18 protein-coding genes are annotated in these 24,451 nt (G+C 61.9%); 6 read left to right on the forward strand and 12 right to left on the reverse strand.

Annotated features, from left to right (window positions below; translation table 11 throughout):
* The 3 genes from ACLHZ1_RS18855 to ACLHZ1_RS18865 all read right to left on the reverse strand — a co-directional run.
* Window positions 1–223 (reverse strand): leucine zipper domain-containing protein (locus ACLHZ1_RS18855; protein ID WP_427263321.1); only part of this gene is annotated, 223 nt, incomplete at its 3' end.
* The gene (locus tag ACLHZ1_RS18860; protein ID WP_427263322.1) at window positions 213–1,175 is read right to left on the reverse strand and encodes an IS1595 family transposase; all 963 of its coding nucleotides are present in this window, start codon (window positions 1,173–1,175) and stop codon (window positions 213–215) included. The genes ACLHZ1_RS18860 and ACLHZ1_RS18855, both read right to left, overlap by 11 nt.
* A 169-nt stretch (window positions 1,176–1,344) precedes the next feature.
* Window positions 1,345–2,304: a sensor domain-containing diguanylate cyclase gene (locus ACLHZ1_RS18865; RefSeq protein ID WP_427263323.1), complete on the reverse strand. Its 960-nt coding sequence runs from the start codon at window positions 2,302–2,304 to the stop codon at window positions 1,345–1,347.
* A 768-nt stretch (window positions 2,305–3,072) separates the two neighbouring features.
* Between ACLHZ1_RS18865 and ACLHZ1_RS18870 the strand changes: the two genes are divergently transcribed.
* Window positions 3,073–4,098 (forward strand): DUF1176 domain-containing protein, encoded by a 1,026-nt coding sequence (locus ACLHZ1_RS18870; RefSeq protein ID WP_427263324.1) that lies wholly within the window; start codon window positions 3,073–3,075, stop codon window positions 4,096–4,098.
* Window positions 4,099–4,190: 92 nt separating this feature from the next.
* Here the strand turns inward: ACLHZ1_RS18870 and ACLHZ1_RS18875 are convergent, their stop codons facing one another.
* The 5 genes from ACLHZ1_RS18875 to carA form a co-directional block, all read right to left on the reverse strand.
* Window positions 4,191–5,351 (reverse strand): DUF1615 domain-containing protein, encoded by a 1,161-nt coding sequence (locus ACLHZ1_RS18875; protein ID WP_427263325.1) that lies wholly within the window; start codon window positions 5,349–5,351, stop codon window positions 4,191–4,193.
* Window positions 5,352–5,493: 142 nt separating this feature from the next.
* On the reverse strand, window positions 5,494–6,399 hold the full coding sequence (locus ACLHZ1_RS18880; RefSeq protein ID WP_427263326.1) for a GGDEF domain-containing protein: 906 nt from the start codon (window positions 6,397–6,399) through the stop codon (window positions 5,494–5,496).
* Between the two features lie 224 nt (window positions 6,400–6,623).
* Complete coding sequence (gene leuA / locus ACLHZ1_RS18885; RefSeq protein ID WP_427263327.1) at window positions 6,624–8,282, reverse strand: 2-isopropylmalate synthase; 1,659 nt, start codon at window positions 8,280–8,282, stop codon at window positions 6,624–6,626.
* A gap of 522 nt (window positions 8,283–8,804) precedes the next feature.
* Window positions 8,805–12,029 (reverse strand): carbamoyl-phosphate synthase large subunit, encoded by a 3,225-nt coding sequence (gene carB, locus ACLHZ1_RS18890; RefSeq protein WP_427263328.1) that lies wholly within the window; start codon window positions 12,027–12,029, stop codon window positions 8,805–8,807.
* Window positions 12,030–12,045: 16 nt separating this feature from the next.
* Complete coding sequence (gene carA / locus ACLHZ1_RS18895) at window positions 12,046–13,176, reverse strand: glutamine-hydrolyzing carbamoyl-phosphate synthase small subunit (RefSeq protein ID WP_427263329.1); 1,131 nt, start codon at window positions 13,174–13,176, stop codon at window positions 12,046–12,048.
* Here carA and ACLHZ1_RS18900 point away from each other — a divergent pair.
* Window positions 13,168–13,494, forward strand: coding sequence for a hypothetical protein (locus ACLHZ1_RS18900; RefSeq protein ID WP_427263330.1), 327 nt, complete (start codon window positions 13,168–13,170; stop codon window positions 13,492–13,494). The genes carA and ACLHZ1_RS18900 overlap by 9 nt on opposite strands.
* Window positions 13,495–13,794: 300 nt before the next feature.
* Here ACLHZ1_RS18900 and dapB read toward each other — a convergent pair whose 3' ends face one another.
* A complete protein-coding gene (gene dapB, locus ACLHZ1_RS18905; RefSeq protein ID WP_427263331.1) occupies window positions 13,795–14,607 on the reverse strand; it encodes a 4-hydroxy-tetrahydrodipicolinate reductase in 813 nt (270 codons plus the stop codon).
* Window positions 14,608–14,889: 282 nt separating this feature from the next.
* Here dapB and ACLHZ1_RS18910 point away from each other — a divergent pair, with 282 nt between their 5' ends.
* The 4 genes from ACLHZ1_RS18910 to serA all read left to right on the forward strand — a co-directional run bounded on the left by ACLHZ1_RS18910 (window position 14,890) and on the right by serA (window position 19,518).
* Window positions 14,890–16,239 carry a Na+/H+ antiporter NhaC family protein gene (locus ACLHZ1_RS18910; RefSeq protein WP_427263332.1) on the forward strand — a complete coding sequence of 450 codons (1,350 nt, stop codon included), beginning with the start codon at window positions 14,890–14,892 and terminating at the stop codon, window positions 16,237–16,239.
* A 102-nt stretch (window positions 16,240–16,341) separates the two neighbouring features.
* Window positions 16,342–16,932: a 5-formyltetrahydrofolate cyclo-ligase gene (locus ACLHZ1_RS18915; protein ID WP_427263333.1), complete on the forward strand. Its 591-nt coding sequence runs from the start codon at window positions 16,342–16,344 to the stop codon at window positions 16,930–16,932.
* 167 nt (window positions 16,933–17,099) lie between these two features.
* Window positions 17,100–17,753, forward strand: coding sequence for a ribose-5-phosphate isomerase RpiA (gene rpiA, locus ACLHZ1_RS18920; RefSeq protein ID WP_427263334.1), 654 nt, complete (start codon window positions 17,100–17,102; stop codon window positions 17,751–17,753).
* Between the two features lie 532 nt (window positions 17,754–18,285).
* Entirely contained in the window at window positions 18,286–19,518 is a 1,233-nt protein-coding gene (serA, locus tag ACLHZ1_RS18925) for a phosphoglycerate dehydrogenase (RefSeq protein ID WP_111873025.1), read from the forward strand.
* 62 nt (window positions 19,519–19,580) lie between these two features.
* Here the strand turns inward: serA and ACLHZ1_RS18930 are convergent, their stop codons facing one another.
* The 3 genes from ACLHZ1_RS18930 to ACLHZ1_RS18940 form a co-directional block, all read right to left on the reverse strand.
* Window positions 19,581–20,282: an SIMPL domain-containing protein gene (locus ACLHZ1_RS18930; RefSeq protein WP_427263335.1), complete on the reverse strand. Its 702-nt coding sequence runs from the start codon at window positions 20,280–20,282 to the stop codon at window positions 19,581–19,583.
* 54 nt (window positions 20,283–20,336) lie between these two features.
* Window positions 20,337–20,894 (reverse strand): hypothetical protein, encoded by a 558-nt coding sequence (locus ACLHZ1_RS18935; protein ID WP_427263336.1) that lies wholly within the window; start codon window positions 20,892–20,894, stop codon window positions 20,337–20,339.
* An 87-nt stretch (window positions 20,895–20,981) separates the two neighbouring features.
* On the reverse strand, window positions 20,982–24,422 hold the full coding sequence (locus ACLHZ1_RS18940) for a VWA domain-containing protein (RefSeq protein WP_427263337.1): 3,441 nt from the start codon (window positions 24,420–24,422) through the stop codon (window positions 20,982–20,984).
* Between the last annotated feature and the right edge of the window lie 29 nt (window positions 24,423–24,451).

The raw sequence follows: 24,451 nt of genomic DNA on the forward strand, positions 1-24,451 counted from the left end.
GGTCATCGATGGCATGGGGGCAGGATGCGGGGCGAGAAGAGCGATTGTGCAAGCCATCAGGCCCCTCCTGACGATATCGATTGAGCCACTTGTAAGCGGTTCGGGTACTGACCCCGGCAGCGTGAGCAGCCTCTTCCACACGCAGGCCCTGTTGAAGGATACGCCGGACAAGAAGCTGTCGACCAAAGAGGGTTAATCGGGCATTTTTATGGCTATGTCCCAATTACGTGTTGCATGGGGCGCCCCAGCGCCTCATGCAAGCAACGTGAGATAGTCACGTTCCGTCCATAGCGCTCCAGCATCCTTCGCCAACCCAGATAATTCCTCAGATAGTGGGTCGCTACCCCATGGAACCGCTCCATCCACTCCTTCAACCGCCTGTGGTACCCGTTCACATGCTGGATGTGATATGCCCCCACCACCCGTTCTCCCGCACGGTTGTGCACCACTTGGTGCGTTATCCCTTGCCCCTCACTGAAACTGGCATACACCCCGGCGCCATCGCTGCACAGTACTGCATCCGGGGCGATAAGCGGTTGCAGCGCCGCCGTGACGGTCTTGGCATTGAGTCGCTCCAGTTGGAAGTCGGCCAGATGGCCCGCCCTATCCTGCACCACCATCACCGGGATGTAATCCGGCCCTGTGCCTCGGGCACGCCCTTTGCCGCCACGATGGCGGGCCGGGCGGGGTAATCCGCGCTGTCCTTTGAATGACTCCAGGAAAAAGGTTTCATCGACCTCGACGATACCCTCTTCCCGTGCCGCCTGGTGGCTTGCCATGGCTTTCAGGAAGCGGTGACGCCACAAGAAGGCGGTGTTTTTGCAGACCCCACAGCGAGCTGCAGCCTGTCGGACGGTCAGCCCGTCGATGAGGGCCTGGGCGTAGTCTTCCCAACATTGTGCCTTGCGAAGTCGTGCCAGCGGCGTCTTGGTCAGAACGGAGCTGGTGCGTAGACACTGCTTGCAGCGATAGCGACGCAACCCTCGACTCCAGCCCCAGGGAGCCAACTGCGTGGCCTCGGCCTGGCAGTGAGGGCAACATTGGCAAGGGGGGAGTTGAGTGACCAACGAGGTGATGGGGTGCGGGGCGGTGAGTTCATGTTGCGCGAGGCGACGTTGGCGCAAGGTGAGCTGTGGGAAGAGAGACAGTAAATGTTGAAAGGCTTGGGTATCCATGATGGAGGCCCTCAAGGTGATGACCTACTTCAAGATTAGCCTTTCAACACATAATTGGGACAGCGCCATTTTTATGGTTGTTCACTCGGGCACCTCGGATGATTGGTTTGGTTGGCGCCTCCAATTCTGCGGGAATGCCCCGAGTGAACAACCTACAGAGAGATCACATCTAGGTCTCGTCCAGCTCGATGCGGTTGCGACCGGCCTGCTTGGCACGATAGAGGGCAAGATCCGCCTGCCTGATGGCATCATCCTGGTGATGGCCGCTCTCCGGCGTCCAGGCAGACACGCCGACCGACAGCGTGATGGTGCCCACCCCTGCCATGGGGGTGGCGGCCACCAGGCGGCGCAGCCGCTCCGCTATCTCCCCGGCCACCGCCTTCGGGGTATCCGGCAGGAAGATGAGAAACTCCTCCCCGCCGCTTCGACAAAATGCGTCATCCTTCCTCCCCCTCTGCTGCATCAGCCCGGCCAGGGCCACCAGCACCCTGTCACCCACGTCGTGACCATGGGTGTCGTTGACGTGCTTGAAGTGATCCACATCCACGGCCAGCACCGAAAAGGGGATCCTCTCCTCCTCATAGCGACGCAGCAGGCGCTGGATACCCCGCTTGTTGAGCAGGCCGGTGAGGGGATCGCTGCGGTTTTCCGCATGCAGCTCATCGAAGCGAGTGTGGATATGACCGATCCCCCGCAGGATGGCCCGCTTGAGCTGGGCCGCCTCGTAATACCAGGCGCGCACCCCGGCGATCCGCTGCTGACCATCCTGGTTGCTCATGTCGGCCACATTGTTCGCCAGCTGCCACAGGGGGCGGGCGATAAACAAGGAGGCGAGCCAGACGAGCACCAGGATGAGCAGGTTGACCGGTATGCTGGCCAACAAGACGGCCCTCATCTGGGTGTTGAGGTTGGCCAGGGTCGCCTCACCCGGGCGCTGCACCACTATGCCCCAGCGGCTATCGCCGACGGCGGCATAGCCCGCCAGCATCTCGACCCCGCGGGAGTTGGTGAGTGAAACGGCGCCGCTTCCCCCCTGCACCACGGCATCCACCGCCGGGTTACCCTCCATCCGCTCGCCGATGCGGTCGTGCTCATGGTGATAGACCAGCGTCTTGCTGCGATCGACCACATAGAGATAAGTGCCGTTCGAGTAGTAGTGGTGGGCCAGCAGCCTCGACAGTATGTTGTCCGCCTCCAGATAGAGGTTGCCCGAGATGAAGCCGAGATAAGCCCCCCCGGCGAGAAGATGGGGTGAGTGATACTGACGAGATAGCGCCCAGACATGGCCACGAAGGGGTCCGTGATGATGGGGGCGCGGGCCGCCAGCATCTGGCGGCCCGCCGCCGACGTCACCCGGCTCCCGGCCCGGTGGGCCTTGTCGGGGTAGAGCGCCCGCAGCACCGCATCCTGACTCACGACGGCGACCGTGTTGAACATGGGAGTCTGACGAAACAGACGCTCCACCTCGCGGGTGATCACTCCCTCGTCTCCCATCTGCCTGCCCAGCAGCTCGGCGCTGAAGGCCAGCTGCCGCTGCGCCGACTCGAGCATGAGCCCGACCGTCTCCGCCAACTTGGCGGCGTAGGCCTGATTGGACTCCAGGGTGCTGACGATGAGCAGCTCCCGCTGCACCCGGTAGGAGGCATAGAAACTGTTGCCGAGCACGGCGAGCAGGGTAAACACGGCCAATGCCAGCGTCAGGTGGCTCAAATGCAATCTGAAAATACGCGGAAATCTCATGCCTGCCTCAAGGTAGACTCGTTTTCCCATCATACTGCAAGACCCTCAGTGCCCGTAATGCTTCCTGCGGGCGACGCACCAGATATGATGCGTTAGAATCCCACTCCGACCATACCCTGCGTCCCCCGCCAACCCGATGGACCCAAAGATGCGCTCAATGCTGTGTAACGCCCCCCTTGTCCTCGCTGCCGGATGGCTGCTTGCCCCCTCCCTCGCCCACGCCGCGCCTGACGGCATGTCGTTTCAACACAAGGAGTGGGAGCTGGCCTGTGACAACACCCTCACCTGCCGCGCCGCCGGCTACAGCGCCCAGAGCGGCGGCATCTCGGTGCTGCTGACCCGGGAAGGGGGACCGGACGGCAGACTCGACGCCGAGATGGTGATCGCCGACTACCCAGATGAGACACCGCCGGCCCCCACAGACGGGCAGATCGCGCTGAGGATCCAGGGCGCCGTCCTTGGCACCGTGAAGGAGCGCACCCCCTTTGACCCGGCGCAAACCGAGGCCCTGGTGAGGGCCATCAAGGGCACGGGGACTGTGGTGTTTCAGTGGGGCTATCATCAGGAATCCCTCTCGGGGGCGGGCGCCTATGCGGTACTGCTCAAGATGGATGAGTTCCAGGGACGCCTTGGTACTGTCACGGCCCTGACCAAACGGGGCAACCAGCCCGCCGGCACTGTGCCCCCCGCATTGCCTGCCCCGACGATTCATGGGGCGCAGGTTGCGCCCGATGGCGGCCAGCGCCCCCTCACCCAACCCGAACGGCACGCCATGATGCAGTGGTTGAACCAGCAAGTCGGCGAAGAGACATGTGACCGCGCCCAGGAGAGCGGCATGGATGGCATCCTCCATCCCTTTGACGAGACGCGCGTGCTGATCGAGCTGCCATGCTGGATGGCTGCCTACAACTACGGGGCGGCATTCGTGCTGATCAGCGCCGATCTGGATCCCCGGACGGCCGTTCTGATCAGCACGGATGCCAATGGCTACCACTCCGGTGAGCTCACCGCCTCCCACAAGGGACGCGGGCTGGGGGATTGCTGGTCGAATGAACGCTGGGTCTGGGATGGCCAGACCTTTGTCCCCAGCAACATCAGCACCACCGGCAGCTGTCGCCTGATCGCGGCAGGGGGGACCTGGGATCTGCCCACTCTGACGACCCGGGTCGTCAAGGCCCCCTGATAAGACGACCCGGACCGTCAAGGCTCGCCCAACCACCAGGGCGGCTCATGGGCCGCCCTGGTTGTGTAAACCCACCTGGTTGTCTCTGGCTGTCAGCGAATGGTCGCCATCTTTCTGACGCAGGCCTGCTCCCTGTCATCCACCCGCTTGGCAAACCAGGCGGTGGTGAGATTGCGGGTGATCTTGGGGCTTTTCAGCTGGATGCCGGGCAGCACGGCGCGGGGTTGGCGCTTGCCCGCCTGCTGGTCGGCCAGGGTAAAGACCCTGTGATAGAGGTCGGTCTGGGCAAAGTCGCTGCCATCTCCCTTGAGCAGGCTCTGGTGGATGGCCTGCTTGCTCATGTTGACGCGGCTGGCGATGCTGTGCACCGCCAGCTCCGTCTTGCCGGGCAGGTCGGAGTCATAGCGGACCAGATCCCCGTCCAGGGCCAGGGGCTTGCCGCTGACCCGGCTCACCGCTGCCTGGAAGGCGGCGTTGCGGCTCGCATACCAGCCCGCATTGAAGTCGGCGAAACGGTAGAGGGTATCCGGGTAGTCGACGGGATAGCCAAAGATGTGTTTGGTGCCAAACCAGATGCCGCCGCGGCGGGTGAACACCTCGTGGCGGATGGACTCCCGGATCGGATAGGGGTAACCCCGAGCGTTGGCCTCGGCGAAGGCGACGCTCACCTGCATGGGGCCGCCGGTGCGCACCGGGTTGAGGTCGCCAAAGAGCCGTTTGCCCATGGGCAGCATGCCTGTCATGTCCTCGAAGATCTCGCTCATCTCCCGCTCGGTACGCAGTTTGTCGATGCGCTCGGCATAGCTCTTGCCGGTGGGGGACTTGATGGAGAGCGCCGTGCGCACCACGAATTCCGGAATGAGCAGCTTGCCGGCCCGGGCATTGATCTCCTTCCAGGCAATCTTGCCAAGGCCGGGCACCACGGGATCGGCCTGATAGGTGGCCTCCTGCTCCGCCACCGCCAGCACGCTGCAGACATTGTGATCGCTCACCGTCAGCCCCTGAGTGGTGAGGGCCGTCACCACATCGTTGGCCCAGCCCGGCTTGTCTGGCACCTGGCGCGGCAGGAAGCGCACGATGCGGCTCTTCATGTCCGCGGGTTGACGGGGCTGCATCGCCTTGGGCAGCTTGGCGATGGCCGCCGCATCCTGTACCGGGGCATTGGGTTCGCTGGCGCAGCCCGCCAGCACGGCGGCAGCCAGCAGTGCGCAGAGGCGCCAGGGGGCGAAGGATAAAGGGGGAGAGGGGATCATGAGGGCTTCCGATAAAGTGCGGGCCCCTCATGCCGGATGAGGGGCCCCGAATGCAAACTGGTGGCCATTGTAGTGGATGGTGCTGGCAATCTGAAGGGCGCAGGCCAGCCAACCCCATGCCCGGCGCCAGTCCCTGGCGTCATCACGCCAGCTCGACCCGGTTGCGCCCCCTCTCCTTGGCCCGGTAGAGGGCCAGATCGGTGCGCCGGATCCACTCCCCCACCTCTTCCCCGGCGCGGCATGTCCCGACCGCCAGACTGACGGTAAAGCGGATATCCTCGCCCGCCCCCAGCGTTTCGGTCTCGCTGCGAATATGTTCCGCTAGTTTGCACGCCTGGCTGCCTGAGACCCCAGGCAACAGCATGGCAAACTCCTCGCCCCCCAGGCGCGCCGCCAGGCTGCCGGGCGGGCAAACGTCACGGAGCAGTTGCCCGAACGCCTGCAATACCCCATCCCCGGCGGCATGGCCATAGTGATCATTTATCCGCTTGAAGTGATCCAGATCGAGCAGGATGAGAGAGCTGCCCTCTCCCGCCTGGGAGTCCAGCACCTGGCGGAAGGAGCGGCGATTGGAGAGGCTGGTCAGTTCATCCGACATCGCCAGGGAGGTGAGCTGGGCATGGGTCATGCTGATCTGGCGCAGCACCAGCAATATCCCCCAGGCGACCACCAACATGCCGAGGGTTCTCAGACCATCCTCCAGGGTGGCGAGCCACATGGGCTGAAGGTAGGCCTCGTCCATCAGATCGATGACACCGGACACGAGCCAGATGGCCAAACCGCAGCTGAGATAACGATGGGTCTGGTGATAGAGGTAAGAGCACTGCACGACCCAGAGCATGAACAGCAGGGTCAGCACATTGATGCTCTCGGCCCCCGCGCCCAGGGTGAACAGATGATGGGTCGGCATGGGATCGAGCAACATGGCGCACCCCATGGCCACCAGCATCAGCGCGAGCAACAAGGCGAGGATGGACAATTGCCTGCCCAGGGGCAGTGTCATCAAGATGGCGGGATCTATCCGCAATCTGGGGGAGCGATTCATCATGGGCAGGTACCTCGCAAACTGTCTATACATGCGCCCGTTTCCAACCGCAGCGTCCATTCAACACCCCCACCGCAGCGACCATGGATATTCAGGGCACTTGCCGGTGAGCGATGGCAAACATTGTGTCTATCTCCCCCCATAAAAACAATACCGCCGCCGGTGCGGCAGCGGTATCACCTGAAGCTGATTCGAACGCCCGGCTCGCAGGCGCGATGGGTCACCCGTCAGGCGCTCTGGCGCAGGGCCTCGACCTGGGCGGCGCCGTTGATCACCGCCTGCAGGGAGGCACTGACCACGTCGCGGCCGATGGCCACCCCGCACTGACGCTGGCCATTGACGCTCAGCAGCACATAGGCGGCGGCGCGGGACTCGGTACCCGCCGTGAGGGCGTGCTCTGAGTAGTCCAGCACGTCGATGTGCATGCCGGTCTGGCGCTGCCAGCCGTTGACCAGGGCGGTGATGGCGCCTTCCCCCTCGCCATCGAGTTGCACGCTGCCGCCCGGGGTCTGCAACTCCAAGCGCAGGCTCTCCTGACTGTCATGACCGAGCTGGAAACGGCCGATGCGATAGCCGTGGGCGGGCTCCAGATAGTGCCGCTCGAACAGGGCGCGGATCTGCTCCGGGCTCACCTCGCTGCTGCTCGCCTCCGCCTGCGCCTGGACCCGGCGGCTGAAGTCAATTTGCAGCCAGCGCGGCAGTTGCAGGCCGAGGTCGCGCTCCAGCAGATAGGTGACCCCTCCCTTGCCAGACTGGCTGTTGATGCGGATCACCGCCTCGTAGCTGCGGCCAAGGTCTGCAGGATCGATGGGCAGGTAAGCCACGTCCCAGTAGTGATCCGGTTTTTCCGCCGCCAGAGATTTGCGGATGGCGTCCTGGTGGCTGCCGGAAAACGCCGTGTAGACCAGCTCGCCGGCATAGGGGTGGCGCGGGTGCAGGGCAATCTGGGTGCAGGCCCCCACGGTGGCGACGATGGCATCCATGTCAGCGAGATCCAGCTCGGGATCGATCCCCTGGCTGTAGAGGTTCATGGCCATGGTGACTATGTCCATGTTGCCGGTGCGCTCGCCGTTGCCGAGCAGGGTGCCCTCGATGCGATCCGCCCCCGCCAGCACCGCCAGCTCGGCGGCGGCCACCCCGCAGCCTCTATCGTTGTGGGTGTGGATGGAGATGCTCACCTCGGGGCGCGCCTTGAGGTGGCGGCAGAACCACTCCACCTGATCCGCGAACACGTTGGGGGTGCTCACCTCCACCGTGGCGGGCAGATTCAGGATCATGGGACGGCAGGCCGTGCGCCACTGGTCGATGACGGCGTCACACACCTCCACCGCGAACTCCACCTCTGTGCTGCTGAAGCTCTCCGGGGAATACTGGAAGCTCCACTCGGTGCCTGGATTGCGCTCGGCATACTCCCGCACCCAGCGCGCCCCCTGCACGGCGATGGCCTTGACCCCGTCGCGATCTGTGTTGAACACATAGTTGCGCTGGGTCGGGTTGACCGAGTTGTAGACGTGGACGATGGCCCGCTTCGCCCCCTTGAGGGCCTCGAAGGTGCGGGCGATGAGATCTTCGCGCGCCTGTACCAGCACCTGGATGGTGACATCCTCCGGGATGAGATCCCGCTCGATGAGTTCGCGCACGAAATCGAAATCGGGCTGGGAGGCCGCCGGGAAGCCCACTTCTATGTGCTTGAAGCCAATGTGCACCATCAGCGCCCACATCTGCCGCTTCTGGGCCACCGTCATGGGCTCGACCAGCGCCTGGTTGCCGTCGCGCAGATCCACGGCGCACCAGGTCGGCGCCCGCGTCAGCACCCGGTTGGGCCACTGTCTGTCCGCCAGCGCGATGACGGGGGCCGGGCGGTATTTGCGATGATCGAAGCTCATATTCTGATTCCCTTGGCTGATGTCCTTGAGGCGGCCGTTGCGGGTGATGAGGGTCAGCAACGACGCGACTGGGCAGGCAAGCTGACGGGGTTAAGGAGGGGGAAGCAGGCTGGCGCGGTAACGCTGGCCCTGACGGTTGCGCGGGTGGTAACCCCACAACCGGTTTCCTGTGGCCCCTGTGGATGACAGAGGCCGGCCTGCGCCGCCGGATAAGCAACTGGCCCTGATCCTCGCACCCCGCTCTTGCAGGCGCAGACGACCTTGTGTGATGAGAGACCAGTATAGGGAGGGAGCCCGGGTGAGATATTGCAAAGATTGCAATCAAAAGCACTGATTGCGCAACTATTGGTTATCAGTTTGATCATTTAGGGAGAATGACACCCTTGCCTGAGGGGGCGCCCCCCAGCGTCCCCCTGGCGAAACAGGCGCAAAACAAAAACCCCGCCAGTGCTGGCGGGGTTTTTCATGGCGTGGCGGCGTGCAAGAGCGGGAGTTCATCTCCCCGCCCGGCCGGCGCTGCCCTTAGCGGTTTTTCACCTTCTGATGCAGCTCCTGCACCGAGTTCACGTTGGCGGTGGCATCGACGCTGATGGCCATGCAGGTGGCGAAGGCCGCGTGCAGCGTGGTGGTGTAGGCCACCTTGTGCTGCAGGGCGCCGCGGCGCAGCTGCTTGGAATCCTGAATCGCCTGACGACCCTCGGCGGTGTTGACGATGTAGGTGTACTCGCCATTCTTGATGCGATCCAGAATGTGCGGGCGCCCTTCGTGCACCTTGTTCACCAGACGCGGGTTGATGCTCGCCTCCCCCAGGGTCACCGCGGTGCCGTGGGTGGCGTCGAGGTCATAGCCCAGCTCCAACAGCTTGGCGGCCAGGTTGACCACCCGCTCCTTGTCGCTGTGGCGCACGGAGAGCAGGGCGCGCCCCTCGCGCGGCACCTGATGACCGGCCCCCAGCTGGGCCTTGGCATACGCCTCGGCGAAGCTGCTGCCCACCCCCATGACTTCACCTGTACTGCGCATTTCCGGCCCCAGCAGCGGGTCGACACCCGGGAACTTGGCGAACGGCAGCACCACTTCTTTGACCGAGTAGTAAGGCGGGATGATCTCGGTAGTGAAACCTTGCGCCTGCAGGGACTGACCGGCCATGACGCGGGCGGCGATCTTGGCGAGCGGCGCACCGGTCGCCTTGGAGACAAACGGCACTGTCCGGGCGGCGCGAGGGTTCACTTCGATGAGGTAGATCTCGTCGTTCTTGACCGCGAACTGGACGTTCATCAAGCCCACCACGCCAAGCTCCAGCGCCAGTTTGCGCACCTGCTCGCGCATCTCGTCCTGGATCTTCTTGGACAAGGTGTAGGGCGGCAGGGAGCAGGCGGAGTCACCTGAGTGGATACCGGCCTGTTCGATGTGCTCCATGATGCCGCCGATGACCACGTCCACGCCGTCACAGATGGCATCCACGTCCACCTCGGTGGCGTCATCCAGGAAGCGGTCCAGCAGCACCGGCGATTCGTTGGAGACGCTCACTGCCTCGGCGAAGTAGCGACGCAGGTCCTGCTCGTCATAGACGATCTCCATGGCACGGCCACCCAGCACGTAGGAGGGGCGCACCACCAGGGGGTAGGTGATGCGTTCGGCCAGCAGCACGGCCTGCTCCAGGGCGGTGACGGTGCCGTTCTCCGGCTGCTTGAGGCCCAGACGCTCGACGGCAGTCTGGAAACGCTCGCGGTCTTCGGCGCGGTCGATGGCGTCCGGGCTGGTGCCGATGACTGGCACGCCGTTCGCTTCCAATGCTCGCGCAAGCTTCAGCGGGGTCTGGCCGCCGTACTGGACGATGACGCCCTTGGGCTGCTCGACCCGGACGATTTCCAGCACGTCTTCCAGGGTCACCGGCTCGAAGTAGAGGCGGTCCGAGGTGTCGTAGTCGGTGGAGACGGTCTCCGGGTTGCAGTTGACCATGATGGTCTCGTAACCGTCTTCACGCAGGGCCAGGGCCGCGTGCACGCAGCAGTAGTCGAACTCGATGCCCTGACCGATGCGGTTCGGACCGCCGCCGATGATCATGATCTTGTCGCGGCCTGTGGGTGCGGCTTCGCACTCCTCGTCATAGCTCGAATACATGTAGGCGGTGTTGGTGGCGAACTCGGCGGCGCAGGTATCGACCCGCTTGTAGACCGGGAAGATCTCGTAGCGGGCGCGCAGTTTGCGCACCTCGGTCTCGGCCACGCCCAGCACCTTGGCCAGACGGGCGTCGGCGAAGCCCTTGCGCTTGAGGACGCGCAGGAAGTCGGCATCCAGACCGGCCATGCCGCGCTCTTTCACCTGCTCTTCGAGCTTGACCAGCTCTTCAATCTGCACCAGGAACCAGGGGTCAATCTTGGTCAGCTTGAAGATGCCGTCCATGGAGAGGCCGGCGCGGAACGCATCGGCGATGTACCAGATCCGGTCGCTGCCGGCTTCTTGCAGCTCGTGGCGGATGCGGGTCAGGGAGTCCGGGGCATTGAGGTCCACCATGGGGTCGAAACCCGTCTTGCCGGTCTCAAGGCTGCGCAGCGCCTTGTGCAGGGACTCCTGGAAGTTGCGGCCAATGGCCATCACTTCACCGACCGACTTCATCTGGGTGGTGAGGCGGTCGTTGGCACCGGCAAACTTCTCGAAGTTGAAACGCGGGATCTTGGTGACCACGTAGTCGATGGCCGGCTCGAAGGAGGCCGGGGTGCGGCCGCCGGTGATGTCGTTCATCAGCTCGTCCAGGGTGTAACCGATGGCGAGCTTGGCGGCGATCTTGGCGATGGGGAAACCGGTCGCCTTGGAGGCCAGTGCAGAGGAGCGCGACACCCGCGGGTTCATCTCTATGATGACCATGCGGCCGTCTTTGGGGTTGATGCCGAACTGGACGTTGGAGCCGCCGGTCTCGACGCCGATCTCACGCAGCACCGCCATGGAGGCGTTGCGCATCAGCTGGTACTCCTTGTCGGTCAGCGTCTGGGCAGGCGCGACCGTGATGGAGTCACCGGTGTGGATCCCCATGGGGTCGAAGTTTTCGATGGCACAGACGATGATGCAGTTGTCATTGCGATCCCGCACCACTTCCATCTCGTACTCTTTCCAGCCAATCAGCGACTCATCGATGAGCAGCTCCTTGGTCGGGGAGAGATCCAGGCCGCGCTCGCAGATCTCCACGAACTCTTCGGTGTTGTAGGCGATGCCGCCGCCTGAGCCACCCATGGTGAAGGAGGGACGGATGATGCAGGGGAAGCCGACCATCTGCTGCACGCCCCACGCCTCTTCCATGTTGTGGGCGATGCCGGCGCGCGGGCACTCCAGGCCGATGCTGCGCATGGCCTTGTCAAAGCGGGAGCGATCCTCGGCCTTGTCGATGGCGTCGGCGGTGGCGCCGATCATCTCGACACCGAACTCGGCCAGCACGCCGTGCTTCTCCAGATCCAGGGCGCAGTTGAGCGCGGTCTGGCCACCCATGGTGGGCAGCACGGCGCCCGGGCGCTCCTTCTTGATGATCTCGCGCACCACTTCCCAGGTGATGGGCTCGATGTAGGTGGCGTCGGCCATCTCGGGGTCGGTCATGATGGTGGCGGGGTTGGAGTTCACCAGGATGACGCGGTAGCCCTCCTCGCGCAGGGCCTTGCAGGCCTGGGCGCCGGAGTAGTCGAATTCGCAGGCCTGACCGATGACGATGGGGCCGGCGCCGAGGATCAGAATGCTCTGTAGGTCGTTACGTTTTGGCATGGCTCTCTTTATCCTCTTAGGCGCGATACTGCTTAATCAATTCAATAAAGTGGTCGAACAGACCGGCACAATCGTGGGGGCCCGGGCTCGCTTCGGGGTGCCCCTGGAAGCTGAAGGCCGGACGGTCGGTGCGATGGATACCTTGCAGGGAGCCATCGAACAGGGAGACGTGGGTGGCGCGCAGGCACTCGGGCAGGCTGCTTTCATCCACCGCGAAACCGTGGTTCTGGGCGGTGATCATGACGGTGCCATTGTCGAGATCCTTGACCGGGTGGTTGGCGCCGTGGTGGCCGAACTTCATCTTCACCGTCTTGGCGCCGGAGGCCAGCCCCAGCAGCTGATGACCCAGGCAGATGCCGAACACCGGGGTGTGGGTGCCGAGGAAGGTCTTGATGGCCTCGATGGCGTAGTCGCACGGCTCGGGGTCACCGGGGCCGTTGGAGAGGAAGATGCCGTCCGGATTCATCGCCAGCACCTCGGCAGCCGGGGTCTTGGCCGGCACCACGGTCAGGCGGCAGCCACGGTCGACCAGCATGCGCAGTATGTTGCGCTTGACGCCGAAGTCGTAGGCCACCACATGGTATTTGGCGTCGCTCGGGGTGACGTGCCCCTTGCCGAGCTGCCAGCTCCCCTCGGTCCAGCCGTAGGTCTCTTCGCTCGTCACTTCCTTGGCAAGATCCATCCCCTTGAGGCCCGGGAAGGCGCGGGCCTGGCTCAGGGCGTGGGCCTTGTCGAGATCCTTGCCAGCCAGGATGCAACCGTTCTGGGCGCCTTTTTCCCGCAGGATGCGGGTCAGCTTGCGGGTGTCGATGTCGGCGATGCCAACGATGTTGTGAGACTTGAGGTAGTCGGAGAGAGATTGCTGATTGCGGAAATTGGAGGCAAGTATCGGAAGGTCACGGATGATCAGGCCCTGGGCATGGATCTGACTGGACTCTTCATCTTCGCTGTTGGTGCCGGTGTTGCCTATATGGGGGTAAGTGAGGGTGACTATCTGACGGGAATAAGAGGGATCGGTGAGAATTTCCTGGTAACCCGTCATCGACGTGTTGAAAACCACTTCACCAACGGAACATCCCTCGGCGCCTATCGACACGCCTTTGAACACAGTTCCATCTTCCAGCACTAGCAATGCAGTGTGATTCAAGACAACCTCCAGTTATTTAGCTTTAAATTCAGCAATTTACCTGGGTGTTGCGGCTCGATTCCCTCGTCGAAACAGGGGGCCGAACCGGCAGATTTCTGGCAAATTGGGCGCATTCTACTCAAAAATGATGTCATTTCAACGTCTTTCCACAAAAGAAATGCATCTAAATTCAATAAAAAAGCAATAATACCCATTATCTATGCAGTTCGTCGCAATGCAACCCCCAGCGACAAAAGAAAAGACAGCCCTCGCCTCGGCGGTCACCCCAAGAGCCATTCAAATCGCAAAAACTACAAAAAAAGCCATTTAAAACAATAAACTAAAAAACAAATAAAAATATCAATTCGCTGACAGCGTCATGTTTCATGCCAGTAGATTTTAAAAGCCACAAGGAAAACGTTTTTCTTTGTGTGAATTTTTACGCTGACTGACATCATGTAAAAAAGCCGTGTCACCAGGGGATCAAGCGGCCTTTGCGTTCACCCTTTTCTGACAACTCGCTTGCCAGCGGGCGGGAGCAGGCCCGATGAGTATGATTTATGACGCTTTGAGATAAAAAACTGAGCGTCAGCCCTGTTTAACACATAAAAAAACCCCGGCGGTCCGGGGTTCTCTTCATCACTTCAGGTTCAACACGTCCTGCATGTCATACAGACCCGCCGGCTGCTGCCGCAACCAGGCGGCGGCTCGCACCGCCCCGTTGGCGAAGGTGAGCCGGCTCGATGCCTTGTGACTGATCTCCACCCGCTCGCCGATGTCGGCAAACATGACGGTGTGCTCCCCCACCAGATCCCCGGCGCGGATGGTGGCAAAGCCGATGGTGTTGCGATCCCGCTCACCGGTGATCCCCTCGCGGCCGTAGACGGCGCACTCCTTGAGATCCCGGCCCAGGGTCTTCGCCACCACTTCCCCCATGGAGAGGGCGGTGCCGGACGGTGCATCCACCTTGTGTCTGTGGTGCCCCTCGATGATCTCGATGTCGGTGTACTCCCCCATCACCTTGGCGGCCTGCTCCAGCAGCTTGAACACCAGGTTGACCCCGACCGAGTAGTTGGAGGCGAAGACGATGCCTATCTCCCCGGCCGCGTCGTGCAGGGCCTGCTTGCCCGCCTCATCGAAGCCGGTGGTGCCGATCACCATGGCCTTGCCATGGGCACGGGCGAACGCCAGGTTGGTCAGGGTCACCTCGGGACGGGTGAAGTCGATGATGAGATCAAATTCATCGCGCACCTTGTCCAGACTCTCGCTGATGGTCACTCCCAGCCGACCCAGGCCGTTGAGCTCCCCGACATCCAGCCCGATGAGCGCAGAGCCGGGGCGCTCCAGCGCCGCGCCGACCACCACGCCCTCGGTGTTGGTGATAGCCTCGATCAGCACCTTACCCATACGACCATTACAGCCCATCACGGCCACACGGATCGGATTGTCCATCTCCACCCTCTCATCTGTTGTCATGCTTTTTGGAAAGAGACAGTTCTACCAGCCCTGAGCGCCTTTGAAAAGCCCGGTGACTGGCTTCACACACCATCGACCAATCGACGGATTTAAATCAAATATCCGAATAAAGAGCGGACATAAAGCCAAAAACTGAATCACACCAGAGAAAATAGTAACCGTCTGGACGTCTATCTTGACCCTGACGGGGCAAAGCACTAGGGTGGCGGCCCGGCAGGATGCCAGCCACCCCAGAATGGCGAACAGATGACAGGAGTCATGAACCACGCATCCGAGGCCCTCATGCACCCACGCGTCCCCAATGCCGCAGCCCTGCTCCCCCTGCTGCTGTTTCTTGCCCTCTTCATCGGTACCGGCACCTGGCTGACCCTGGAGGGGGTGGAGTTCGCCTTCTATCAGCTGCCAGCCCCCGTGGCGGCGCTGCCGGCTGTGGTGCTGGCCCTGTTGCTGGGCAAGGATGGCTTCAACCAAAACCTTGAGACCTTCTTCAAGGGGGTGGGCGACAGCAACATCATGGCCATGTGCCTCATCTATCTGCTGGCGGGCGCCTTCGCCACCGTGGCCAAGGCCACCGGCGGGGTGGATGCCACCGTGGCCCTGGGGCTCTCCCTCATTCCGGGTTGGTGCCTGCTGCCGGGTCTGTTTCTCATCTCTGCCTTTATTGCCACCGCCATGGGCACCTCCATGGGCACCATCGGCGCCGTGGCACCGGTCGCCCTCGGGGTGGCCCAGGCCGCCGGCATCGATCCCGTGCTGATGGCGGGCACCATCCTCTCCGGCGCCATGTTTGGTGACAACCTCTCCATCATCTCGGACACCACCATAGCCGCGACCCGCAGCCAAGGCTGCGAGATGAAGGACAAGTTTCGCGAGAACATCAAGATTGCGGCCCCCGCCGCCGTGCTGGTGATCCTGCTCTATCTCACCCTCGGCAACGTGGGCGATGCGCCTGTGCCCCAGGGAGATATCGCCCTGCTCAAGGTGCTGCCTTATCTGCTGATCCTGGGGCTGGCCCTGGCGGGGGTGAACGTGTTCGTGGTGCTCGGCCTTGGCATACTCTGCGCCGGCCTGGTGGGCATGACGGCCGGTTATCCCCTCGGCCAGTTCAGCAAGGACATCTACCAGGGTTTCACCGGCATGCAGGAGATCTTCCTGCTCTCCATGCTGATCGGCGGCCTCGGCGCCCTGATGGAACGTCAGGGGGGGCTCGCCTGGATCAGCGAGCGCATCAGCGCCCTAATTGCCCGCTTCACCCGCCAGCACGATGGCGAGCAGAACGAGAAGGCGGCCGAACTCGGCATCGCCGGTGTGGTGGGCCTCACCAATGTCTGCACCGCCAACAATACGGTGGCCATCATAGTGGCCGCCAAGGTCTCCCGGGCGCTGGCCGAGCGCCACGGGGTCACCCCGCGCCGCGCCGCCTCCCTGCTCGACATCTTCTCCTGCGTGGTGCAGGGGCTGATCCCCTGGGGGGCTCAGGCGCTGCTGCTGGGCTCCATCTTCGCCCTCTCCCCCCTGGCCGTGGTGAGCATGAGCATCTACCCCATGGCACTGGCGATCTCGGCCCTGGCCGCCATCTTCATCAAGCATCAATGGCGTCAAAAATGAGTGGCGCCCTCTTGGCCCTGACTGGCTGATCCAGGATGGGCCTTTTGCCAGAGCCTCACTCCTTGCTATGGTAGGGCCAGCCATTTTCTTCGCGGAGTCGCCATGTCAGACAGACAATCCCTGCGCCAGCTTGTTCGCGAGCGCAGGCGCGCCCTCACCCAGGCCGAGCAGCAGGCGGCCGCCCGGCAGTTGCTGGCCCAGTGTCAGCAACACCCCCGGATAGAGGCGGCTCGCCGCATCGCCCTCTACCTGGCCAATGATGGCGAGCTCGACACCCGCCCCCTCATCGACTGGCTCTGGCGCCAGGACAAGCAGATCTACCTGCCGGTGTTGCACCCCTTCAATCCGGGTCACCTGCTGTTCTTGCACTATACGGCGACCAGTCCCATGACAGTGAACCGCTTCGGCATCCCTGAGCCCGAATTCGATGAGCTGCGCCTGCTGCCCCACACCGACCTGGATATCCTCTGCACCCCGCTGGTCGCCTTCGATGCCACGGGCAACCGGCTCGGCATGGGGGGCGGCTATTACGACCGCACCCTGACTCGCTGGCAGAGCCACAGAGAGGGCCCCCTGCCCCTGGGGATCGCCCACGACTGCCAGCAGGTGGAGACCATTCCCTGCGAGAGCTGGGATGTGCCGCTGCCGGAGATCATCACGCCGAGCCGGCGCTGGTGTTTCGAGACCCGCTGACGCCCCCCCCGCCGACAACCGCCCGGGGCGCCACGGCGGGGTGATCGGCCAACAAACAGGCAAACGATTTACATCTTGCGTTTTTTCTCCCCATAACGTGAGCGCAATGGTCGCCCCCGGGATCACTCTTGGCTATAATGCGCCCGCTTTTTCCCTAAGGATTTACCATGACCCAAGATGAAATGAAGAAGGCGGCCGGCTGGGCTGCGCTCAAATACGTGGTACCCGGCACCATAGTTGGGGTGGGCACAGGCTCTACCGTCAATCACTTTATTGACGCCCTGGCGACCATGAAGGATGAGATTAAAGGGGCCGTCTCCAGCTCCATCGCCTCCACCGAACGCCTCAAGGGCTATGGCATCCAGGTGTTCGACCTCAACGAGATCGATACCCTCTCCGTCTATGTGGATGGCGCCGACGAGATCAACGCCAGCCGTGACATGATCAAGGGGGGCGGCGCCGCCCTGACCCGGGAGAAAATTGTCGCCGCCGTGGCCGATCAGTTCATCTGCATCATCGACAACACCAAGACGGTGGACCTGCTGGGCCAGTTCCCGCTGCCGGTCGAGGTGATCCCCATGGCCCGCGAATACGTGGCCCGCGAGATCCGCAAACTCGGTGGCAACCCGGTCTGGCGTGAAGGGGTGGTGACCGACAACGGCAACATCATTCTGGACGTCAAGGGCATGGCCATCGCAGACGCCAAGGGGCTGGAACAGCAGCTCAACGGCATCGTCGGCGTGGTCACCAACGGCCTGTTCGCCCACCGCGGCGCCGATGTGGTACTGATTGGCACACCGGACGGGGTGATCACCCAGTAAACCCATCATCACGCACAGCCCCGCCATGGGAAGTGCAACCCGCCCGGGCCTGTGCGCGCTTGCCGCGATGCTGATGTGAGGCTGACAGGTACGCCGGATGGGGTGATCACCCAATAAGCCCCTGCCAGGCAACCACACCCTGCTCGCGCTTACCGTGATGCGGGTGTGATGCCGGCTGATTGCCACACGGGCGATCGCCCCGTCAATCCATGGGACAGACGGCGCCGACGACCTCGCCGCGATGTCGCCGGCGCGGTTCGTCGTGATCGGCGTGCCTCCACTAAAGGCAGAATGGCCACCGTTCGAGGCATCTCCAGGGTGAGGGCGTCATTATGATGGCGGCACCTGGGCCCTGATGCCGGTCGACATCATTTTGATTTAACTGTCAGTGACTTACGCCAGCCGGCTTACAACTATCGTTGAAAACTTAAAAGAATTTGACTTTGGTCACAAATATTCCCTCTGCCGGTTGTTTTTGCTACTTTACTGTTTTCTTCACACACCATACCTGCACTGATTTAGAGGGACCGTCATGACCGTCAAGTTCTCGCTCGACAAGGATAAGATCAAGGTACTGCTGCTGGAGGGGGTTCACCCCAACACGGTAGAGACATTTCGCGCCGCCGGTTATACCAATGTGGATTACCTGAAGACCTCCCTGAGCGAAGAGGATCTGATCGAGCGGATCCGCGACGTCCACTTCGTCGGTCTGCGCTCCCGCACCCAGCTCACCGAGAAGGTGCTGGACGCCGCCCAGAAGCTGTTCGCCATCGGCTGTTTCTGCATCGGCACCAACCAGGTTGATCTCAAAGCGGCCGAACTGCGCGGCATCCCCGTCTTCAACGCCCCCTTCTCCAACACCCGCTCCGTCGCCGAACTGGTGCTGGGGGAAATACTGCTGCTGATGCGCGGCATTCCCGAGAAGAACGCCAAGTGCCATCGCGGTGTCTGGGAGAAGCTCGCCAACCGCTCGGTAGAAGCCCGTGGCAAGAAACTTGGCATCATAGGCTACGGCCACATCGGCACCCAGCTTGGCATCATCGCCGAGAGCATCGGCATGAAGGTCTACTTCTACGACATCGAGAACAAGCTGTCGCTCGGCAACGCCATCCAGGTGCCAAGCCTGGTGGAGCTGCTCAACATGTCCGACGTCATCAGCCTGCACGTCCCCGAGACCGCCTCCACCCAAGATCTGATCGGCGCCGAGCAGCTGCGCATGATGAAACCGGGCTCCATCCTGATCAACGCCTCCCGCGGTACCGTGGTGGACATCGATGCCCTGGCCGACGTCATCAAGAGCGGCCACCTCTCCGGCGCCGCCATCGACGTCTTCCCGAGCGAGCCCAAGTCCAACGATGAGGAATTCGTCACTCCCCTGCGCGGCCTGGACAACGTGCTGCTCACCCCCCATATCGGTGGCTCCACCCAGGAGGCTCAGGAGAACATCGGCCTGGAAGTGGCCAGCAAGCTGGTCAAGTACTCCGACAACGGCTCCACCCTGTCGGCAGTCAACTTCCCCGAGGTCTCCCTGCCCGGTCACAAGGGTTCCAGCCGCCTGCTGCACATTCACCGCAACCAGCCCGGCGTCATGAACCAGATCAACCAGATCTTCGCCGAAGAGGGGATCAACATCGCCGGCCAATACCTGCAGACCAGCAGCGAGATAGGCTATGTGGTGATCGACGTGGAGACAGAGCACAGCGAGAAGGCGCTGGCCAAGCTCAAGGAGATCTCCGGTACCCTGCGGGCCCGTATCCTGCACTGATCCCACAGGTACCATGAAAAAGGGCTCCTCTTGAGGAGCCCTTTTTGTCAGTCGTGTCTCGCTCAGTCGAGCAGGAACACGGCCTCCACATTGTCGCTGATGCTGATCTCGTGCTGCTCGTAGCTGGCATCGGCCGCCTCGGGCGCAGCCGCCATGGCCCCCATCTTGAGGCCACGGGCATACACAGGGGTCGACGTCGCACTGCGGTACTCTATGCTGTACACCTTGCCCAGGGTCACACCGAATGCCTTGGCCAGCGACTGCGCTTTGGCACGGGCATCTTCCACCGCACTGATCCTGGCCTGCTCACGGGCAGCCAGAGGATCCTTGAGGCCAAACTCAATCTGGGACACGGACTCGAGCCCGGATTTGAGGGCGGTATCCATCAACTGACTCAGCTTGTCGAGCTGATAGAGCTTGACCGCCAGCTGGCGCTGGGCGCGGTAACCGACCAGCTCCGCCTTGCGGTTTTGCGGATACTGGTATTCCGGTGAGATCACCAGATTGCCGGCCTCCACATCGCTGCGCTTGATCCCCAACCCCTCGAGCTGGCCGAAGAAGGCGGCCACCCGGCTGTCGACCTGCTGCTTGGCAGCTATACCCTTCTTCTCCAGCGCCGTGACGGCGACCCGCAGGGTCAGCATGTCGGGCTCCACCTTCTGCTCGGCATAGCCGCTCACCAGCAGGTGCGGGGCCTCGGGGAGCGCAACCGCCCAGGCGGCACTGCTGCAAAACAGACACAGGGAGAGAACTGAACGCCACATAGCTAATACCTCAATCAGGATGATGGCGGCATTATGCCCGTGGCAGGCACGGATTCATACATCGTGGTAGGGGGGCAGCATGTCGAGCACATGATTGCTCATGTCCAGGCTGATGCTGATCTCGTCCGGGGCAGGAACCATAGGCTGGGGCTGGGCAGGTGCGCCGGTCAGTTCGGGCAGTGATGACTCTTCATCGAAGTGAAACGAGTCCCACGACAGAACGTGTCCTTCACTCGGGGGAAGCCCCTCTATCGCCCCGCCCGACTCGCCCCAGGACGACCAGTCGAGGGGATCGGCACTGGCCAGCAGATCGTGGGGCAAGGCGGTCAGGCTCTGCAGGGAAGCCTCCTGCTGACCCACGCCATCCCCAAACAGCAGCACCAGATGAGGTGGCGCCACTCCCACATAGGGAACGAAAGAGAGACTCATGGCGGCGAAGTCCACGTTCAATACCCCCGCGACCTCGCCATCCTCGTTCTCTATCTCGAGTCCGTTCAGGCTGCTGCCATCGAGCTGGGTCTGATAGGCAAAGCGGCCGAAGCAACTGATGCTGCCCTGCCCGTCCCAGCTATAGCGAATGCCATCGATGTCAACCCAGTTAAATGGCTCCATACCGTCCTCACCGCCTCAGTGTCGCCTATCTTAACGCCCTTCTCCCTCAAGCGACAGGGGGCAGGCAACCTGCCCCCTCTCCCCCCATCACGGATTGGGGTCCACCTTGAGGTTACCATCCTCGAGCAGCTGCCGGATGATATCCTGATTGCTGCTCAGAGCGCCTCCCTGGTTCAAGTCGGGTGCATTCTGGAAACTGAGGATCAGTTGATCCCCTCCCGCCACACTGCCATTGGTGTCTATGGTCAGGGTATGGTTATCGGTGTCAAACGTCAGATAGCTGTTGAGCGTATTGGCCAGCACGTTGTTGTCGGCACTGAGCGGCACATCGACCAGCAGTTGGGAGAGATCCAGCACGTCGCCGTTACTGCCTGCTCCCAGAGTAAAGTCGGTGAGGATATCTGTGCTGCCATCCGCCTCACCGGCAAGCCACTTGAAGGTATCCCGGCCTGTGCCCCCGATCAGGGTGTCGGCACCCAGGCCTCCGATCAGGGTGTCGTCACCTATGCCGCCATCCAGGATGTCGTTGCCTGCCTGACCATAGAGGATGTCGTCCCCCTCCCCGCCTGACAGGGTATCGTTGCCTGCCCCGCCGTCCAACAGGTCCTTGCCACCCAATCCAGACAACGTATCGTTGCCCTCCCCGCCCGAAAGGATGTTATCCGCCGCATTGCCCGTGATGATGTCGTTGTGATCAGAACCGATCGCATGCCCCTGGGAGCTGGCCAGAGTAGCATTGACCCCACTGGTCTCATCGGTGTAATCGAGGGTAAAGGGAGCTTCTGGCAGTAGACTCAAGCCAATGCTGCCATGGACCTGATCCCCATCACCATCCGTCAGGGTAACCGGCAGTTGCAAATTGACCGGAATCCCGGGAGTCGTGACGCTGGAACCAAAGTCCCCAATCTTGAAGTCACTCCCCGCAGCATGGTGAAACTCCAGGCTGTTATAGCCATCTGCGGTATATGCCGCCAGCCTGGTGTTGGAAACAACCCCCACCACTGTCGCCACATAAACCACCCCCATTCCGGGCATATCATCGCTAAAGTTCACCGTGAAGCTACGACCACCCACCACAACAGTCTGTGACATGCCGGCGGCGATGCTGACAATCCTGGTCGAACCGTTGAAGCTGATTGCCACTGCGGTCAGCGACTCTTTGTTGCCATCACCAATGTCGTTGTCATTGTCGACATCCTGACGGGCGACCAGTCTTACACTGGATCCCCCACGTCCGATCGCGGTGAACAAGGCGGAGGCACCATTGACATCATAATGGGCCTCGAAGGCGTGGGTCTGGTTGGCTGGGTCGCCGTAAGACCCTCCGCTGACCGGGGAGCCAGCCAGATCGACGACGAAGTCGATCCGCATCGCCTCACCAAAGCCGACGGATGCCCCGCCACCGATCCCGCCTGTATTGGCCGTTGTATTGACAGTGCTGCCATCGCCTCCCCCCGCCATGGCCGTTAACAGCAGATCCTGGCTGTTATCATCCTCCTCCGTATAGAAACCTGCCCAGGACGCATTGCCACCGACGAAATCATAACCACCGTTATTGAAGTCGATCTCGGTTTGCCCGCCATCGACCTCTCCGATCATCTGGATCTGGTAGGTCGCTGACGTCGGTTGCAAAGTGGCGATGAACACGGTCCCGGCAGCCGTGGCGGCCGTCAGTAGGGTGCCATTCGCAGATAGCGTGTAGAAAATGGGCAAACCACCCGATGTCATTCCGCTGTTACTGCCGTGCAGTGAACCGTCAAAACGGATGGTTCCACCATCGGCACCATAGTTGTTCGAGAGCGTGCCATCACCGTCAAGCAGAAACGTGCCTGTCACGCCAGCCTGATTCAACAAAATCCCCATGGCTGGTGTCATCACGACCGGAACGTCATCTTCCACCTGCACGATGAAGTCACGGATCAGGGTCACGCCGTCCACCCCTTCATGAGCCGTGATCGCACTGGTGAGATTGAGCGCCTTCAGCTCCAAATCATTCCCATCTCCCTGAGCATGGTCAATGGCGCCTTGCAGGGTGAAGGTGTAATCCCCATTGCTCTCAACCACCAGGGTGAAGATGGGGTCACTGCCGGCCATGGCCGTCAGCGTATCGAACCCGACACTGTGGCTGATGCTGTAGGTTATCACCACCCCGCCAGACATCAGCGCGGGCAAGCCCGCCGTTGTACCTATCCCGAAGCTGACCCCCACACTGTCGACCACCATGTGGACAAGAGAACCACCGACTGTGGTCAGGGCAAGGTCATTGCCCGGCAAGCCCGTAGGCAAACCGTCTTCAAAAACAGACGCGATAATAGGCGTGGTATCCAGCACCAGTATGGTTAGCTGAGCACTAGATTCATCACCATCCGAGTCCACAATGGTGTAGGTAAATACCTCTTGTGTATCAACGGCCACATCGTTGGGGGCGGTATAGGAGTAGGAACCATCGGCGTTCACAACCAACTGCCCTCCCGCAGGGGTTACCATGGGGCCGGTCGTCCCCCCTTGCACCAGGAAGGTCACCACATTGCCATCGATGCTATCGGCCTTCCCTACATAAGCAGACGGGTCAGTCACTGTGAAGCTGACCTCCGACACAGTCCCTGGGCCATCGGCACCCACAGTGTCCACCCCGGCGCCAGCGTCAACATCCGTGATCACATTGCCGCTCAGCGGTAGCGGTACCGTGGCCTGCAGGGTGGCATCGAGATCATTGATATTATCGACCAGGGTCACAGCATCACCGTTATCCTCCACCAGAGCCAGTTGACCGATGGCAGAGGCGTTGCCACTGACATTGAGGCCAACGGCATACACCTCCACGTTGTTATCATTCACAAAGCTCGTCCAACCAGCGGGTACATTGCCCTCGTTAGGGGCACCATCTGACAAGAAGTAAACTTTGGTCTCATAACCGGCCAATGCAGGGTTGGCCAGATCTGCCGTGAGTTGGCTCTGTGCCAATACAAGGGGTGCGTTGTAATTGGTGCCACCTCCATCCGTAGGCAAGGCGGAGATACTGGCCTTGGCCACATCGGGATCATTCGTCTGCGGGATCAAGACAGCATTGCTGGCGAAGTCGATCACTGTGATGGTCAAGGGGACCCCCAACGCCACATAGGAATCGATCATGTGATTCAACGCATCCTTTGCCAGCTCCAAGCGATTTGGAGAGCCATTGGTCGTCGTTCCAATCCGCCACAACATACTACCCGAGGTGTCGACTACCAGGACCAGATTGAAGGGAGGTAGACCTGCCTCTGCGACCACCACAGTGTTGTCTTTCGCCAGTGGCACGTCGTCGACGATCTGTACGCTCAGGGTGTTCGAGGCCGAGTCACCATCGCTGTCTGTCAGGCTCACCGCAAAGTTTTCAAACAGGCTGTTGTTGCCGTCGGCAGTGGGATGCGCTTCGTTGTCCAGCAAGGCATAGCTGTAGCTCACCAGCCCGGTGCCCGCGTCGTAACCGGTGATGGTCAGGGTGTTGCCCAGCGGGGTGGTCACGCTCTGCGGCAGGCTGGCCGCCACGCCACCACTCACCAGGCTGATGCCCCCCA

The organism is Aeromonas sobria (assembly GCF_050266975.1).
In the GTDB taxonomy this organism is placed as follows: Bacteria; Pseudomonadota; Gammaproteobacteria; order Enterobacterales; family Aeromonadaceae; genus Aeromonas; species Aeromonas sobria_B.